Consider the following 16,443-nt stretch of genomic DNA (forward strand, 5'->3'; position numbering starts at 1 on the left):
TTGTGGAACTGAGATGTCTCAACGTTTTTCGAATTCTTCAGCCCATTCCTTGCGCCGCTCTCCCAAGTCGGCTCTGGCCCGCGCCATCGAGGCGCTGCAGCCGGCAGGGCGCGGACTGGCCCTGGGCACAGGCCTGGGCCTGCTGGCCTGTTCACCCCTGGCCTTTGCGCAGTCCGATGCGGCCAAGCAGGAGTCCAGCCTGGCTGAGGTGACCGTTTCGGCGACCGGCATGGCCGCCGGCGATATGGCTACGCCCGTTCAGGTGCTCGGCGAAGAGGAGCTGCGCCTGCGCCGCGCTGCAACCCTGGGCGAGACCCTGGCGGCCGAGCCCGGCATCAATGCCAGCCATTTCGGTGCGGGAGCCAGCCGCCCGGTGATTCGCGGTATGGATGGTGCGCGGGTCTCCGTGCTCAGCGATGGCTCGGAGTTGCTCGACGCATCGACCGTCAGCCCCGACCATGCGGTGACCACCGAGCCTTTGCTGGCCCGGCAGATCGAAGTGCTGCGCGGCCCTTCGGCCTTGCTTTACAGCCCTGGCGCCATGGGTGGCGTGGTGAATGTGCTGGACGGCAAGATTCCGACCCAGGCGCCCGAGAAGGGCCTGGAAGGTTCGGCCGAGGTGCAGGCTGGCACAGCTGCAGGCATGTCGGCAGGTGCGTTCTCCCTGACCACGGCCACACCGCTGAAGAACGATAACGGCCAGTTGGTGCTGCATGCCGAAGGAGTGGCGCGCAACGCGGGAGACTATCGCGTAGGCAGCGGCTGGGGCCAGAGCAAGGTTCCGGGCAGCTTCAGCCGCGGCAACACGGGCAGCGTGGGTCTTTCCTGGGTTGGCAATCAGGGCTATCTGGGCCTGGCCTACACGCGCCAGCAGGCCAAATACGGCTTGCCCGGCCATCAGCACAGCTTCGAAGGCTGCCACGCACATGGTGATCACCTGCACTGCGGCTCCCATGACGGGCACGACCACGACCATGATCACGAGGAAGGCGGCAGCGTGCCCGTGGTCGATCTGACCAGCGAGCGCTGGGATCTGCGTGGCGAGTGGCGCAAGCCCACCGCCGGCATTGCCGCGCTGCGTCTGCGCGGTGGCCTGACCAATTACCGTCACGACGAGATCGAGGACGGCAGCGTGGCTACCCAGTTCAGAAACAAGGCCCATGACCTGCGCCTGGAGATGGAGCATGAACCCATCGCCGGCTGGCGTGGCACGCTGGGTCTGCAGACCCTCAAGCGCCGCTTCAGCGCCACGGGCGAAGAGGCCTATGTGCAGCCCACGGATACCCAGCGCCACAGCCTCTATCTGCTGGAGGAATACCGCTGGCAGGATTGGAGCTTTCAAGGGGCCTTGCGTCACGACCGCCAGCGTGTGGAGGCAGAGTTGAGCAACGAGCGTCGCAGCCATAGTGCCACTTCGGCGTCGCTGGGCACGGTCTGGAAGTTCCAGCCCGGCTACAGTGCATCGGCTTCGTTCACCAGCGGCAGCCGCATGCCGACGGCCGAAGAGCTGTTTGCCAACGGTCTGCACATGGCCACGGCAACCTACGAGATCGGCAATCCCAATCTGTCCCGCGAGCGCTCGCAGGCGCTGGACCTGGGCATGGCCAAGACGGCCGGTGATACGACCTGGAAGCTCAATGCCTATCACTACCGCATCAAGGGCTATATCTACGGCGCCACGCTGGATGCCCACGAAGGGCTGCAGCTGCTGCAATACACCCAGGGCAATGCGCGCTTTACGGGCTGGGAGGCCCAACTGAGCCAGCGCCTGAGTCGCGAGTTGAGCCTGAGTGTGTTTGGCGACGGCGTGCGTGCGCGTCTGGAAGACGGCTCTGCGCTGCCACGCATTCCGGCATTGCGTGCCGGCTTGCGTGTGAACGCGCGTCTGGCCGGCTGGGACACCATGGCTGAATGGACCCAGGTGCTGCGCCAGAATCGCACGGCCCAGTACGAAACCCAGACGCCGGGCTATGGCATGCTGAACCTGGGCGCCAGCTACCTCTGGAAAAGTGGTGGCAACCAGTGGCAGTTCTATGTCAAGGGCCAGAACCTCACCAACCGTCTGGCCTACGCTGCAACCTCGTTCATCAAGAGTGCTGCACCTTTGACGGGTCGTAATCTGGTGGTCGGTCTGAGAATGGACTTCTGAAGCAGCTCTTTGTGAGCTAAATGACATCCAGCCCAGGTTTGCCCTGGGCTGGATGCCATGGCTATAGATAGTGCTGCAGATGGCGCAGGGAACGAGTGCTGTCCACGCCTATCCTTGCAATCACTTCCGATTCGGGCACGCCGGCGCGCAGCCATTGCACGATGGCCGTGTTGCGCAAGACCTGCGGCCCCACGCGCTGCAGCGGAAATTTCTGGCTGTCCTCGGGCTGGGCATTGTGAGCGCGCTGAATGATCTGCGAGGCCACATGGAACAGCATGCGTACCGACAACTCGCCGCCACGGCGCGAATAGAAAACGATATGGTTGCCGTCGATCACCGACGGCCCGCGCTGTGCGGCGCTGAATCTTCTCCAGCTTTGCAAGGCCTGGGCCACAGAGTCGGGCAGCTCAAGCAGCCTTTGCTGAGCATTTCTGCCGCCTTCTATCTGCAGATAGCGGGGCAGGGGTGACTCTCCATTCGCAATGCTCTCCGAGCTGCCAACCCAGACCTGATTTGCGTTTGAAAGCAGGTTCTTCCATAGCAGGCAGCGCACCTCTTCGGGGGCCAGAGCCAGCTCGTAGAGCAGCAGCACAATGGCGCGGTCGCGTGCGTCCTGATAACCGTCGGCGCTGGGAAAGTGCCTTGGCAGTGACTGCCAGAGCAGGGGAGGCAGGCAATGGCCCTTGCCGTCTTCCGAGGGGGGGCGTTCGGCTGGTTCAAGACCGGTTGCGGGGTTGGCGCTGATCCAGCCGTGCTCCATCGCATGGTCGTAGATACGCTCCAGCAGCCGCCAGTAGCGGCGGCGGGTGACCGGACTGATCTTGCGCTCGGGGTGGTGGTGCGCACGTTGGCCGTCGCGTATCTGCAAGAAGCTCTGCACATCCAGCTCGGTTGCCTGATGCCAGGACTTTGAAGAACGCGGCCTGCGGGCAGGGCGCTTTTTGTCGACGATAGCAACCTGTCCGGACAGATGCATCAACCAGGCCTGCCAGACCTTTTCATAGTTACCGTCTGGAGAGGTGTCCAGCGCATCCCAGCTCTTGCTGCCCTCATGCTCGAGCCAGTCGCGAAACAGCTGGCTTCCGGTTGGCAGTGTGGATGGATCTGGAGGCTGCTGATCCGGAATGTTTCTGTCTTGCATGTGATGAGTTTAATGTAACTTACATGAATTGGTTATTGCTACCCACAAAAATATATTCACTTAACCACAAGCCTGAAGTAAACAGCGAAGAGGGCGCTTTCTGTCGCAGCGCCCTCACATTCTCATGAAGGACCCATCAAAACTCAGGGCGCCAGTCGCTCACGAATCCAGTGCTGACCTTCCTGGCGGTAGCTCAGGCGGTCATGCAGCCGGCTCTTGCGCCCCTGCCAGAATTCCCAGCGCTCGGGCACCAGACGAAAACCGCCCCAGTGGGGAGGCCGGGGAGGATTGAGCAAAAACTGCGCACTGTATTTGGCGGCATTGGCCACCAGCACGCTGCGACCGCTGATGACCTGGCTTTGTGGGCTGGCCCATGCCCCGATCCTGGAATCCAGCGGGCGGCTGGCAAAATAGGCATCGCTTTCCTCGGCGCTGACTTTTTCCACACGGCCTTCGATGCGCACCACACGCTCCAGCTCCACCCAGTGAAATTGCAGGGCAGCGAATGGATTGCCCGCCAGTTGCTGACCCTTTCGGCTCTCGTAGTTGGTGTACCAGACGATGCCACGCTCGTCATAGCCTTTGATCAGCACGATGCGCGTGCTGGGTCGCAGGTCGCCGCTCACGGTCGCCACAGTCATGGCATTGGGCTCGGGTACCTGGGCTCTCACGGCTTCCTGCAGCCATTGGTCGAACTGCTGCAGGGGATTCTGGTTGGAAGCGGATTCGCTCAGCTCTGCGCGTTCATAGCTTTTGCGCAGATCGGCAATGGATGAAGATAGGCTGCTCATGTTCACATTGTGCCGCGCAGCCAAAGCCGGCGTTATGCTCGACAGCAATATGAATCAAGAAGTTTTGCCCGTTCCCATGGTCGATCCGGACCGGCCTTGTGTGCTGGTTCTCGCTGCGGGCAGGGGAGAGCGCTTTCTCGCATCGGGCGGCTCCAGCCACAAGCTCCAGGCCATGCTGGGCCAGCAAACCGTTTTGCAAACTACTCTGGCTGCAGTGCAGGCCTCTGGCCTTCCATGGCATCTGGAATGCGGGCCGCATCCCGGCATGGGCGACAGCATTGCGGCTGCCGTCAAGGCCACAGCCGGCGCCAAAGGCTGGCTGATCCTGCCAGCAGATTTGCCTTTGGTTCAGGCCGCTACGCTACACGAGTTGGCCTTGCAGCTAACGCGGCTGGATAGCCGTGAGCTGCATGTGATTCAACCCTTCTACCAGGGGCGGAAGGGCCATCCAGTGGCTTTTAGCCGGGCGGCAGCTCAGGCACTCGCCCTGCTGAGCGGCGATCAGGGCGCGGCCTCCATCGTGCGCAATGCGGCGGAGAATCAGCGTCTGCAACGCTGGGACTGCGACGACATAGGCTGTGTGCTCGATGTGGACACCGTGCAGGCCTTGGAGGAAGCGCGCAAGATCTGGCATGACCGCAATTCATGGTCGTCAAAAAGCCCCTGAAGGAGGGGCTAGGACTCGACAACCATTGACTTTGCCGAGCTCGTCCAGGTTTGTCGCTGTGTCTCGGTCAAGGCTTGGTCGACCATCAGACCTTGTCTTGCTGGCGCGCGTTCGCGGCTCTTTCCATGCGAGAGCGACGGCTTTACGCGCCGCGCTCGATTACGGCACAAGCCAGGCGCGCGCCTGAATTGCCGGTAGGCTGGGTCGTGTAGTCATCCGGATCGTTGTGCACGATCAGCGACCGACCCAGAATGCCGTGGCCTCCTCTGTCCAGTTTGAACTCCTTGCTCACAAAATCGATAGTTGCCACGCCCTGGGTATCGGCGTCAAGGCTGGGCAGGTCACCGATGTGATGGGCCTTGCTGTCGCCGAATTTGCCATGCGCCTGTTGTCCAGGGTTGAAGTGGCCGCCGGCGCTCAAGCCGTCACCGCTGGAGCAATCGCCTTTTTCATGGACGTGAAAGCCATGCTCGCTGTTCGGCGCCAGTCCTTCCACGCGGCCCTGTACTCGAACGCTGCCATCTGGCTGTGGGAAGAACTGCACCGTGCCCGTTACCTGGCTGCCCTTGGTGGCTTCCAGACGTGCAATCGATTGCACGCCTTTGCTGGGAGTTGCTGTAGGGGCTGTCTCCGAAGAAGAGGGCGCGGCCGTGTTGCTGGTCGTGGAGCAGGCCGTCACGGCCAGGCTTGCAGCAAGCGCCAGACCTGTCCAGGCTGGGCGCGAAAAGAGGGCGGCAACACGGTTAGGGAGCATGGCAGTCTTTCCGAAATCAAAAGGCCATTGTGCCCCGGATCGTCAGAATTTCAAGCATTTTTGCCTTGTAGCCCAATACAGCAGAGCGATGTTAGCTACGTTTCAAATAGCAGCAAGAGCTGAGCACTTGGCTTGCTGGAAGTCCGCATAGGCCAGCAGGCGCTTGAGCGCCTTGTCGTCGATGCCCAGCCGTTGCAGCTCGTCAAAAGTGGCCTGGGCGTAGTCCAGTGTCGTGCCGTATATGCCCTGGGCCTCAGAGAAGATGCGCCGGTATTCATCCGGCGCCAGCTCGCCGGTATGGTGCGGGCTTTGGCGCGAGAGCGTGAATGCGAGGGCCTTCACAGCCCCATGCGGGGTGCGGCAAGGCAGCCAGCGCGGGTCATAGACGGCATTGGGCATCTCACGCAGCCAGAGCTTGCGCATGACGGTATCGCCCTGGTTTCGAGGAATACGGAAGGCCATGCCTTGGCAACTGCCGCCCGAGAGCATGCCAAACACCAGGCCTGGCACCTGGGGCGTGCCACGGTTGATGGTGCTCCACATTTTGAGAGCACGATGCCAGCCATGAACATGGGCCGAACGGCGTTCGCTGAAGTCAAATTCGGGGCGCCAGATCAGGGAGCCATAACCAAAAATCCACAAATCCTCGTCACCTCCCCACTGCGCCAGAGCCCGCTCTAGCATCTGGTCAGCATCGCGCATGGAATGGTTCAACAAGGGCAGGGCGGACATGGGAACTCCTCAAACCGGATTCAGAGCTGAATTGACTTTGATATATAACGCGCGGACGCGCCATCGGTGTACCTGTGCACGCACGAAGGCGTAAAAGCAACGCTTTCCCGCTCTGAAGCAGCTGAAATTTGAATCTTTTTTGCGATTGCCGTGAAGGCAGCCGTTAGGGCGTTTCACGGCAAACCTCTAGAATGCGTGGTTTTGTCGCTTTGTCAGCCCGAAGCATGTAGTCGGGCCGCAAAGTGTCATGAATACAGGTTTCGTACTTTCATAATCACCCGCAAATACGGAGATTTCATTCATGTCCTTCAACAGCTCTGACGACGATAGCCAACAACGCTTTGCCCTGGGTTTTCTGTTTGCCCTGATCGCTCTGGTTGTCTCCACCGTCGTCGGCACCGTCGTCTACAAGCGTGGCATTTCCCATGCTCCCAAGGCTGAAGCCGCCGCGTCCGCACCCAGCGCGACCAACGTGCCTGTGGTGGTGGTTGAAGAGGCTGCCCGCGTGATCGTGGAAAACGGTGTGGTCAAGTTCTACTTTGTCTCGGGCAAGGCGGAAGTGGCCGCTGGCGCCAACGAAGCGCTGAGCGACGTGGTCAGGGGCGTGGCCGAAGGCAAGCGCGCCGTGATCTCCGGCTTCCATGATGCAACCGGCAGTGCTGAAATCAATGCCGAGCTGGCCAAGCAGCGTGCGCAAGCGGTCCAGGCCGCTTTGGTGGCACTGGGCGTGGCAGAAGACAAGGTCGAGCTGAAGAAGCCCGAGCAATCTCAGGCCGACGGCTCCAATGCCGAAGCTCGCCGTGTGGAAGTGATTCTGGCCGACTGATAAACCCAGTTCTCTTGCACAAAGCCCGATATGGCATTCGCTGTATCGGGCTTTTTGGTATTTGCAGCAGAGCAAGGATCAGTTGTTTTCAATGAATCCAGCTGCTGGAGGCTTGCCCAGGGCAATGACTCTTTCAATACCTGTCGCATCGACCTGGCGCATGACAAACGATCTCCGCGCAAAGCGCATGGAACGGATCTGCCAGCACCCGTTGATGCGCTCGTACTCATCGCTGTACTGACCTGAGAGGTTGACGATGGTGCGTTCCTTGACATTGACCTGGCAGAACTCCAGATCCCACAAGCCTTTTGCACTATCAGCTCCCGTAAAGCTGATCTGAGGGTTGTGGCCGTGGTGCATGTCCTGGATGGACGGATTGGCAACTGCCAGTCTGGTGAAGGTTTCAACCCATTCTTCTCGATCCGTAAAAGACGGAAAACCATCGGCTTCGATGACTGCACCATGCTCCACAAAGCACTCACGCATGGCATTCGGCTGCTTCTGATCACAGGCTCGCAAGTACCGAGCCTTCAAAGCCTGTATCGACTGAATATCCTCAAGATGCTGCAAACGCTGCTGGAGCTGCTCCAGAACCGAGTCACTCATTGCCTGTCTCCTGATTGGTGTTGGAGTACCGAGTCTGGAATGCCGGCCAATGCCTGCAAACCCATGTTTGGACGATAGGTAGGTCGTTCAGGCAAAAAAAGCGGCACTCATGTGCCGCTCGATCCAGGAATCTGGAGAAAAAGAATCAGCGCAGACCGGTGCCGGTGCCCAGGTCGTCTTTGCGTTGAATCAGTTCAATCTTGTAGCCGTCGGGATCCGTCACAAAAGCAATCACGGTACTGCCGCCTTTGACGGGACCTGCTTCACGGGTCACATTACCGCCGGCCGCCTTGATCTTCTCGCAGGCTGCATAGGCATCGGGCACACCCAGGGCAATATGACCGTAAGCCGTGCCCATGTCATAGCTCTCGGTTCCCCAGTTATAAGTCAGCTCAATTTCCGCCTGACCCGGGTTACCACCTTCGAAGCCAAGAAAGGCCAACGAGTACTTGTACTCGGGGTTCTCGGACTTGCGCAGCAGTTGCATGCCGATGACGTTGGTGTAGAAGTCAATAGAGCGCTGGAGATTGCCAACGCGCAACATCGTGTGGAGGAATCGCATGGTCACCATTTTGCCAGCAGGTTCGGAGCTGCGTATGCATAGGCTTGGCAGCTCTTGTCGATAAATTTGGCCTGCTCGTGGACTTGCAGCCGCGCTGCGAGGTTGAAGCCGCTTAGAAGACGAAAAGGGCGAGAGCAAAAGCAAGGAGAGAACGCATGGCGTAATCAGGAGGCGCGTGTACGGGGTTTCTGGGCTGTGCGCAGTGCTTTAGCAGCATTCAAGGCATCCTCGGCAGCGCTGAACTCATCCGGGGTCAGCAGCTTGTCCCCGGGGCACAGGAACCAGCCCTTGATGGATGAAAGATCGTGCACCGCGAGCTGGAGGTGTGTGTCATCGTATATTGCGCTCGATGGGTCAACTTGCTTGCCTTGTTCAAAGGCACCCCTCGAAGCTTGAAACGGTGCTGTATTGACAATCTGCAGGGTGGCTTCTCCGAGTTGCTTCAGCTGCGATGCAGTCAACGAGGATGAACCGCTCTCATTTAGCCCCAGCAACTGAGATAACTGAGCCGCCAGAGCGATCGCCTCGGTATTTGCATGTCTGCGCAAGGCATGAACCATCTTGCACACTTCTCGGTCGAAGGCACGGTGAAGATTTTCGGTGTCACCCGGAAATGAAGGCCTATTCTTGGGCGGCTCTTTGCCATCGACTTCATAGGCCTTGACCATGAGTTCCGCAGCGAGGGTGAAGTTTTCAATCCCGCTCTGCGTGGTCAGGTCGAACAGGCGATCAATCTCAATAATTGCCCCAACAACAGCTGGCGTAGCTATAGGGTTGCGTGTGAGCTTGTGTTGAGGCCGCTTGCTGGAGGCTGTAGCAAGCTTCAAGGCGCGGGCTGAGTCGCCTTCGAAAAAGTACATTCCGTCATAGAGCCAATCATATGGGTTGGACGAAGGTACAGGGCTAGTGCGTCGTGATACCAGTGCATCACGGACTGTCGCATCGGTGCCGTGATACGCAATGAGGATCTGGCCCATCAGGACTTGGGCTTGGAAGTCTTTACTTTGCTAGACAAGGCGAAGCCGCCAACGCTGCGCATGAAGTGCAATGCCTCATGGCCTGTCAGTTTGGGAACAACGAAGCCAAGATGGCTGTTGACGGACGCCTTACGCGCGGCGGCCATTTTCTTCTCAAAGCTGCGCGCGATCACCTCTTTGGATGTGCTTTTGTCAGCAGATTGAGTAACCACACGACCGCCTGCGGGGATCGTGCCCGTTTTCGCTTTGGTGAGTGTGTGTGCTTTAGACATGGTCATAGTTTGCCACATACGAAAGAAAAGGACAGGTGTTGGTCATTTCTGAATGGCTCTGGCTAGCCGACACTATGTGTTGCTGATCTCATTCGGCCAGCGCCAGCAGAGCGCGAACACGGTCCAGTTCTTCTGGGGTGTGGACCGAGCCACCGGCATTGATTCTCAGCATGTCCGTCGCGAGCGTGGCCATGCTCGCCAATGCAGCCGAGCCGAGTAGGGTGGCAGGCTGCACAAAGACCGCCAAAACACGCACCTGCTAAAGCCATTCCGGTCGGCCAGTTGAGTTCTGCGAATCCAAGTTCGCGCCCCCTCAAGGTGATGACGTTTGAAGGCGGCGACATTTCAGCACTGGTCACTCCGGTTCGCATCAAGCTTCCAGCGCCAGAAAACGAGCCATTCAAAAAGCTGCCGATCCAGTGGCTGATTGACGGAGGTAGCGGGGCCGCGCCCCTGATGTTTACCCGTTAATCAGGCAATGCCGGCCGAAAATGAATCACGCGATCACGGCACCACTCGCAAGGCGCGGTACAAGCTCGCGTGGCGCGCTTCTGGCAAGCCGACAACCGTCGGTGTATGTCTGCTTACTAGAGAGGTTTAGCGCAGCTTTTGTGCGAAATTTTTCCGAATTTCGCGGCTAATGTAGCTATTCAAACCCACGCCAGCCTGAGCAAGACGCTGCATCTTTGAAACTGCTACTGCACCGGGTCGAAGAGAGTTATACAGGTATAGTGTCCCGTCTTTAAATTGAACAGTGATTTGCCCTGGAGCGACTTCATAGCTGATGACCCCAGAGTCCCCGCCGTGATTTGCATAACGCTGCACTTTCTTTCCTTTGATGGATGAATATAAACGTGGGTGCTGTTTTGGATCAGAACTAATCTATCCTTAATCAGGGTTAACTAGCACTGAGCCTGCACCCAGATTACAGGGATTGTGCACAACCAGTAAAAACAAGAGAGGTATTCGCTAAGTCAACCCTACTAGAAGGGTATAGCGTTTCAACATTTTTGTAGCCTACGCATTAGTTTTCTGAAATTGTGTGGTTGCAATACGCGACTGGAATGGGATCCTTCATCATTAATTGCCACCACTTACATATCAGTTGATTGGCGGGCTCTTGCTATGTACTCTATGATTGCGCCCATAGAGGAAGAGGGCGTTATGGGACACTACGATCCTGGAGAATGGAAAAGGGATAATCCGTTCACGAGTGGGAGACATGAAATGGGCTTTGTCACAAAGCTCATTCTTACTGTTGCAGTGCTTTTGGCTTGTGCACTAGCGTACAGATACCAGTCCGAAATATTGCGCTTTTTAGTTGGCCCTCCTCGGACGGCTCCTCAACAATCTGCATCTCGGCCTCCGCCAGAGCCCGTGGTCGTTGCTCCAAGAGTCTTGGTACCTGAAAAGCCTCGTACCGAAGCCGCAAGCCAGATTTATCGGTGTGGAAATACCTACAGCACTACGCCCTGCGAGGGTGGTCGGCAGATTGCGCAACCAAGCGGGGGGCCAAGCTCGAGGGAGATTTATCTCTGCAAAGACTTTCAGGGCAACCTGACATGGGAAAGCGCTCCATGCTCAGCTAACGGGCGCTTTATGGATCGCATTGCGCGTGTCCCGACCAATGTCTCATGGGAAGAGCAAGTAGCAATTGCGAGACAGCAACGGGATAGGGCGCACGCAATTGCCGCTGAGCAAGTAGTTCCAGTCGCAACTCGTCCCACTGGAGGCAGAGCGAATGCTGCTGAGTGCCAGACTCTAGATGAACGTGTGAATTGGCTGGATTCCTTGGGGCGAATTGGCGGTGGCGGTTACACCATGGATTGGATTCGTGAAGAGCGACGTAAAGCTCGCGATAGACAATTTCGCATTGGTTGCTAGCCAATTTGGAGAATTGGAGCGTTTGCCGATGCGGTTTTATGCCTCGCAAGCTCCTTTTCCATGGTCAAGATTTGCTTGATAAGCTTGGCGTTTTTGCGATTCAGAGATTCGGCTAGTGCGTAGTTGCCCGCTGCATGATTGAAAGCGATGGCGTCGATGGTAGAAATTCCCCATCGTTACTCCCAAAAACAGCGCTAAATGAACGGCGCGAGGTGCTTGCCCGCCACGCCGATACTTCTTGATGGCGGGTGGCTTGAGGTCTAGGCAATGTGCAGGGTAAGGTGCTCTAAACATCACCCAGCATTTCGCATTCGCAGCCTTTAGATGCTTACAGTGAAAGGGCGTACTGCTGCAACTAGCCTAGCATTTGATATTTAACATAATATACATCGTGTCTAGTAGAAAAGCTCTAAAAATAGGAGCGCTAGAGCTCCAGTTTTCAACGCTTTCAGTAGACCCATGGGACTACGTTTTTACCTCTTCCTCTTAACCAATTCCGCGAGAGTTACAAATAGCTCCCGTTGACGCACGGTACGGACTCTAAGGACTTCGCTGCCAACTGTCAAACATTTTTGTTTCACCTGTCATGTTTTGGCGGCTCAGGCATTGAGTCGATTGCTACAAACTCGCAAGCACCAGGCCCTCCATGAGCGGCCAATGGGTCGCCGCACTTCTTGCACGGACTCAAGTCGATCTCGTCCAGCTCGTCGCCCCCGGAGTCAATGTCGCCACAGCCCATCGGACAGCAATGCGGGTCCAGACCGTGGCTGCAGCATCCGTCATCCTGCAGCATCCGCTCTGTCTGTGCACGTTGCTCTGCCGTGGTGTATCCGTGCTCAGTGGCGATCTCGATGGCACGTGGCCGCAGGAGCTCGGGGACCTGCTGCAGCGCCAGGTCAATGCTGGCTCCGACGCGCAGCTCGTAGGTCTCGTACACCAGGCCACAGCCTCGATTGGCAGCATCCGACAAGGCTGCGCACTTCGCTGCCCAGTCGTTTTCCGAGAAGACTTGCGCCTCGCTCGCTGGTGCCACTTCGAGCGCGACGACACTTGGAGACGTAGTAGTAGTTCTTTGTATAGAAGACCCTTGTATATAGAGTGCAGGAAACGGCAAATCCAGTTTGCAGGTTTCGGCAGACGTTTTTGGCTCAAGTTTGCAGGTTTCGGCAAGCGGCTTTGTGGCCTGCTTGATGACTTGGCCAAGCCATTGGCCATCGACGTAATCGAGTAGCCCCTCGAGGACGGCCTGCCGCTCGTCATTGGTCATGGGGCGACCTGGGCATTGCGTGGGCAAGGCCCTGCCAGATCCGCCGCAACTCCTGCACTGGGTGCGATCGTGGCCGATGCTGTGGAGTGAAAAAACAGCGGCCCGTGGCGCGGGCTTGTCGGAGTCCATCATGGTGCGATCGATGTGCTCGAGCTCGGCAATGACGGCTGGGCAGACTGGCATCAATCCATTGCCCGGTGGCCAGCGCTGTAGCCACATGACTTGATCCGGGTACTTGAGGCCGAGCTTCGCGTGGTGCCAGGTCAAACTGCCCTCGGCAAAAGCACTGAGCACGTTCCATCGGTGCCGCAGCCGAAACCAGAAGCTACGCGATTTCCATAGCTCTAGGCGCTTGTCTGGCGCGGTGTTGTCGCCAATCTCGTAATCAGTTGAGCAGGTGGATTTCATATCAAACCATCTTCAATGCGGGATTGCTGGGGGGGATGGGCTGGACCCACCGGCCTGGGCTGGTGAGGACAACACAGGACAGATGGGCCACAACCGTGCCGCGGCTGTGGATCTCATAGCGGACGATGTTTGTGCGGTTCGCGGCTGGCAGGTGCCAGCCACACTTGATGACCTCCCGCTGGGTTTTGGTGCTGAGCTCGTCGACGGTGAGATCCTCGTGGCCGTCCTCACGGTCGCCATGGCGTGCGTACTCCTTGAAAATCTTGGGCGAAACCAGGGCCATGCCCTCCTCCACGAAGTGAATCGCCGCGCCGGTCTCATTGAACTTGAGCTCGCGATTGACCAGACCCATTTGCACCCACTGCATGAAAGCCAATGCCAAGGGGCTTGGCTCGGGTGGCGGCTTGTCGGGGTTTGCGTCGATGTCGGGCAGCGGCTGCAGTAGGAGAACCGGCCCTGGTGTTGCTGCGGCCGGCGGCGGCGGACTTGCAGTGACGGAGCGTCCCTTGAGTACGGGCAGTTCATCGAGCTCGTCCAGCTCAGCGGCCATGCGCTTGAACTCGGCACTCACGCTTTGAGAGCGCGGCACTTGGTCATGGCGTGGCTCGGGGGCGGGATTCTTCGGTGGGCTTGGCGTGGGCGGCGGCGCAGCTGCTGCAGGTTTGACAGAAGGCGGCCTTGCGGCCGCAGTTGCGGCAGCTTGGGGCGGCTGGTGCAAGGTGGCGGGCTGAGGAGGCGCAGCTGGTGGAGGCACCGCTGCGGCATCTTGGAATGGTTGCTCCAAGGGCGCTGCGCCTTTCTCTGCTGGCTGTGGGTTCTTGGCCGGCTTGTTCTTTTTGCCAGGTCTGTCCGATGCTGTTGCAGATTCGGATGGATCGAGGAAGTAGCTGCCCTCGCTGTCGCCCAGCAAATACGCGGCTTCGCCGTTGTCGAGGCTGTCGTAGTCCAGCTTCAATGGGGTGGGCACGCCGGATCTCGATGCTGCCCCAACTTCAAACTCGTCGTAGGCTGTATCAGCTTGGGTCTGCTGCACTGGCGCCGTAGGCGCCCTAACTGCCATGACTGCCGCAGTTTGGGATGGAGTTTCTGGTGCAGTGGGCTTGGCTGCTGCCGCAGTGGTTGCCGCAGGCCTGGGCTTTGCCGCAGCATTCGGCGGCTTGGTGAAAGTGGGCTCCCGCATGATGGCGGCATGCTTTTTAGCTTCTGCAGCATCCTGGGGCCGTTGCTTCGCAGGCTTTGCCGCAACTTGGGATGGTTGGGCTGAGGATGCCGCAGCTGCTGGTGCGTTGGCATCGATTGCTGCCGCAGATTCCGATGCACTGAGAGTTGCAGCAGCTTGATGTTCGTCTTGCCCTGCTCCATCCTTGCGACGGTCGCGGATCTCCAGCCGCCCGCGCATGGCGGCCGGGTACTTGCTCTCGTGGTTGAACAGCTTGGCCAGAGGGAACTTGAGCATGGCAAAGTCATGCATGTAGGCCCCCTGCTCTGACCCATCCTCGGCGTAACCGTGCACTGTGACATGCCAGACGGCCTGGCCGCTGGCCGGGTTGAGCTCGATCGCTCCGTAGTCCTGCCAGGTGTCGAACAGCCGGTCGTTCTTTGCGTTGCCAGGCACGCTTTCATCGGGCTCGTTTGCTTGAATATGCTCTCGCACGGTATCGGCGAGGCGCTTGGCCACGAACCATATTGCCCCCTCAAACACCCACCCTGCCGCACCATTGCGATTCAGGGGGAGCTGTGTGCCAGCTTGGAGCATGGTCCTCATGGATTGCATCAGCAGCTCTATGAGTGGCACGGCCTTGGCCGTGGCGAATCGGGCCTTGGAGCCTTTTTGCAAGGCGCGCTGCGTGGACAGCTGGTCGGCCCGCTTGACGATCTTGGCGACGAGACTGTCCTTGTCCTGGCCGGTGAGGTATTGCTCCAGGGCATCCAAGGCTGTGGGCGTGTGCGCCAGGAATCGCAGCGCACTTTCTGGCGCAATGCGGGGTAGCAGAAGCTGGGCCAGCTTGGCATGGGCGCTGTAATCGCGCTGCCCCTTGGGCGCGAAGTCCACCAGGTACTCGGCAGTGCGTTGGCCAGCGATCTGCGACAGGCTTCCGCCTGCAGGTGCCCAACGGATTGGATCGGCCTCGCCCACAGGACGCCATGCGATACGCAGGTCGGTCATGGGCTTGGCGATGTCATGCAACAGAGCGCAGAAGAACACCACATAGGTCCACTGATCGCGCTGGGCGTCAACGATCTCGATCTGGCTTCCGCCAGGCAGCAGATGGGCATTGCGCCAGGTCATGGCCGCAAGCAGCATTTCGATGGTGTGCGACAGCAGGCCCCCTGCGTGGGCGTGGTGGTGCGCTTCCGATGCTGGCATGAGCTGCACGAACTCGGCGTACCGCCGAATCGCCGGCAGCAGGTCCCGCTCCCAAATGGCCTGGGACTGGTGCGACTGGCTCCAGATCTGGGTGATAGCCCGCTCTGCGCGGACGGTGGCCAGCAGCTGTTGGGCATTGAGCACGCGCAACCATCCGGGCTCACTGCCCGCGATGTGGATCTCGTCTGGCTTGAGTGGCTGGTCTTGAGGCCGCGTTGATACGGGCGCGTCGGGCAGCGGCAGCGGGCCTGCAGGCGCAGACTTCACGGGCGTGGCCTTGCTCCAGGGCACCATGGCAAGCAACTTTGAAGCAATACTCTTCACGCGCACTCCTCTTGTAGCAGGATTCGAGCGAAGTGCTGGGCACGCGCTGACTTGCCATCGGTGGGAGTCCAGATAGAAAGCTCCTCCCCAGGCTGGCCCAGCGCGAGGAAGTCCATGAAACTCTGCTGCAGCGGGTCCCATTTGATGCGTGACGCGATGCCGTCACGGCCCCAGTCACCGCATGTTTGCACGAACGGCTGCGCCACGACTCGCATGACAAAGCTGTGCCAATTCTTAACTTGCTGAGGTTTGGGCACATGCGGCATTTTGGGATGGTCAGCAACCAGCTGCAGCAGGATTGAGCGCACGCTCAAAATTGGATCAAGCTCCTCTTCCAGATGCTGCTCCAGCCCCTCGAATCTTCCCAACCAGCGCATGAGCGGATTGGTTTTGCTGGCAAGGCCCAAAAGCTGCAGGCTGTCTGCGATAGCGAATATCGAGCAGCCACGATCAAGCGGATCTCTGCCTAGAAATGGTGGATCACTGTTGGCTCTCTGCTGGATGTGCTGACTATGTAGGTGCGGTGCGCGGGCGAGGTCGTCCATGGGGCGCAACCGTACCTAGTGCGCCCTCACCTGTCAGCGCGAAACCCTGTGGTGATGACCGGAGGCTTTTCGCTTGAATTTCCACGCTACATATGCTACCGAAGTAACATATAAACACAAATACCGTCGAGTCTCTCTCCGTCAGCACTGCCTTTTCTGGTCAGGATGGG

The 16,443-nt window shown here is 58.8% G+C and carries 14 protein-coding genes; 3 read left to right on the forward strand and 11 right to left on the reverse strand.

The genetic code is table 11. The features are described from left to right. Positions 1-13: 13 nt before the first annotated feature. Positions 14-2,149 (forward strand): TonB-dependent receptor domain-containing protein, encoded by a 2,136-nt coding sequence (locus DFO48_RS03285; protein ID WP_114862516.1) that lies wholly within the window; start codon positions 14-16, stop codon positions 2,147-2,149. A 61-nt stretch (positions 2,150-2,210) separates the two neighbouring features. On the opposite strand, the gene DFO48_RS03290 is transcribed toward DFO48_RS03285, so the two are convergent. Both DFO48_RS03290 and pdxH read right to left on the reverse strand, forming a co-directional pair. Further along, positions 2,211-3,290 carry a site-specific integrase gene (locus DFO48_RS03290; RefSeq protein WP_114862517.1) on the reverse strand — a complete coding sequence of 360 codons (1,080 nt, stop codon included), beginning with the start codon at positions 3,288-3,290 and terminating at the stop codon, positions 2,211-2,213. Positions 3,291-3,433: 143 nt separating this feature from the next. After that, the gene (pdxH, locus tag DFO48_RS03295; protein ID WP_114862518.1) at positions 3,434-4,081 is read right to left on the reverse strand and encodes a pyridoxamine 5'-phosphate oxidase; all 648 of its coding nucleotides are present in this window, start codon (positions 4,079-4,081) and stop codon (positions 3,434-3,436) included. A gap of 34 nt (positions 4,082-4,115) precedes the next feature. Here pdxH and DFO48_RS03300 point away from each other — a divergent pair, with 34 nt between their 5' ends. Next, positions 4,116-4,748: an NTP transferase domain-containing protein gene (locus DFO48_RS03300; RefSeq protein WP_199406949.1), complete on the forward strand. Its 633-nt coding sequence runs from the start codon at positions 4,116-4,118 to the stop codon at positions 4,746-4,748. A 142-nt stretch (positions 4,749-4,890) separates the two neighbouring features. Here DFO48_RS03300 and DFO48_RS03305 read toward each other — a convergent pair whose 3' ends face one another. Further along, positions 4,891-5,502, reverse strand: coding sequence for a superoxide dismutase family protein (locus DFO48_RS03305; protein ID WP_114862520.1), 612 nt, complete (start codon positions 5,500-5,502; stop codon positions 4,891-4,893). A 102-nt stretch (positions 5,503-5,604) separates the two neighbouring features. Further along, entirely contained in the window at positions 5,605-6,234 is a 630-nt protein-coding gene (locus tag DFO48_RS03310; protein ID WP_114862521.1) for a gamma-glutamylcyclotransferase, read from the reverse strand. Positions 6,235-6,535: 301 nt separating this feature from the next. On the opposite strand from DFO48_RS03310, the gene DFO48_RS03315 reads away from it, so the two are divergent. Continuing rightward, positions 6,536-7,060, forward strand: coding sequence for an OmpA family protein (locus DFO48_RS03315; protein ID WP_114862522.1), 525 nt, complete (start codon positions 6,536-6,538; stop codon positions 7,058-7,060). A 78-nt stretch (positions 7,061-7,138) separates the two neighbouring features. Here the strand turns inward: DFO48_RS03315 and DFO48_RS03320 are convergent, their stop codons facing one another. The 7 genes from DFO48_RS03320 to DFO48_RS03355 all read right to left on the reverse strand — a co-directional run bounded on the left by DFO48_RS03320 (position 7,139) and on the right by DFO48_RS03355 (position 16,273). Further along, entirely contained in the window at positions 7,139-7,666 is a 528-nt protein-coding gene (locus DFO48_RS03320) for a nuclear transport factor 2 family protein (protein ID WP_114862523.1), read from the reverse strand. A gap of 145 nt (positions 7,667-7,811) precedes the next feature. Beyond that, positions 7,812-8,228 (reverse strand): lactoylglutathione lyase, encoded by a 417-nt coding sequence (gloA, locus tag DFO48_RS03325; RefSeq protein ID WP_003079160.1) that lies wholly within the window; start codon positions 8,226-8,228, stop codon positions 7,812-7,814. A 164-nt stretch (positions 8,229-8,392) separates the two neighbouring features. Further along, positions 8,393-9,205: a hypothetical protein gene (locus DFO48_RS03330; protein ID WP_034349620.1), complete on the reverse strand. Its 813-nt coding sequence runs from the start codon at positions 9,203-9,205 to the stop codon at positions 8,393-8,395. Next, on the reverse strand, positions 9,205-9,477 hold the full coding sequence (locus tag DFO48_RS03335) for a hypothetical protein (protein ID WP_147282723.1): 273 nt from the start codon (positions 9,475-9,477) through the stop codon (positions 9,205-9,207). The genes DFO48_RS03330 and DFO48_RS03335 overlap by 1 nt, the downstream gene beginning before the upstream one ends. Positions 9,478-11,938: 2,461 nt before the next feature. Next, on the reverse strand, positions 11,939-13,036 hold the full coding sequence (locus DFO48_RS03345; RefSeq protein WP_114862526.1) for a hypothetical protein: 1,098 nt from the start codon (positions 13,034-13,036) through the stop codon (positions 11,939-11,941). Position 13,037: 1 nt separating this feature from the next. Then, a complete protein-coding gene (mobH, locus tag DFO48_RS03350) occupies positions 13,038-15,728 on the reverse strand; it encodes a MobH family relaxase (RefSeq protein WP_114862527.1) in 2,691 nt (896 codons plus the stop codon). Next, positions 15,725-16,273, reverse strand: coding sequence for a hypothetical protein (locus DFO48_RS03355; RefSeq protein WP_114862528.1), 549 nt, complete (start codon positions 16,271-16,273; stop codon positions 15,725-15,727). The genes mobH and DFO48_RS03355 overlap by 4 nt, the downstream gene beginning before the upstream one ends. Between the last annotated feature and the right edge of the window lie 170 nt (positions 16,274-16,443).

Source organism: Comamonas sp. AG1104, from assembly GCF_003350425.1.
GTDB lineage: Bacteria > Pseudomonadota > Gammaproteobacteria > Burkholderiales > Burkholderiaceae_C > Comamonas > Comamonas testosteroni.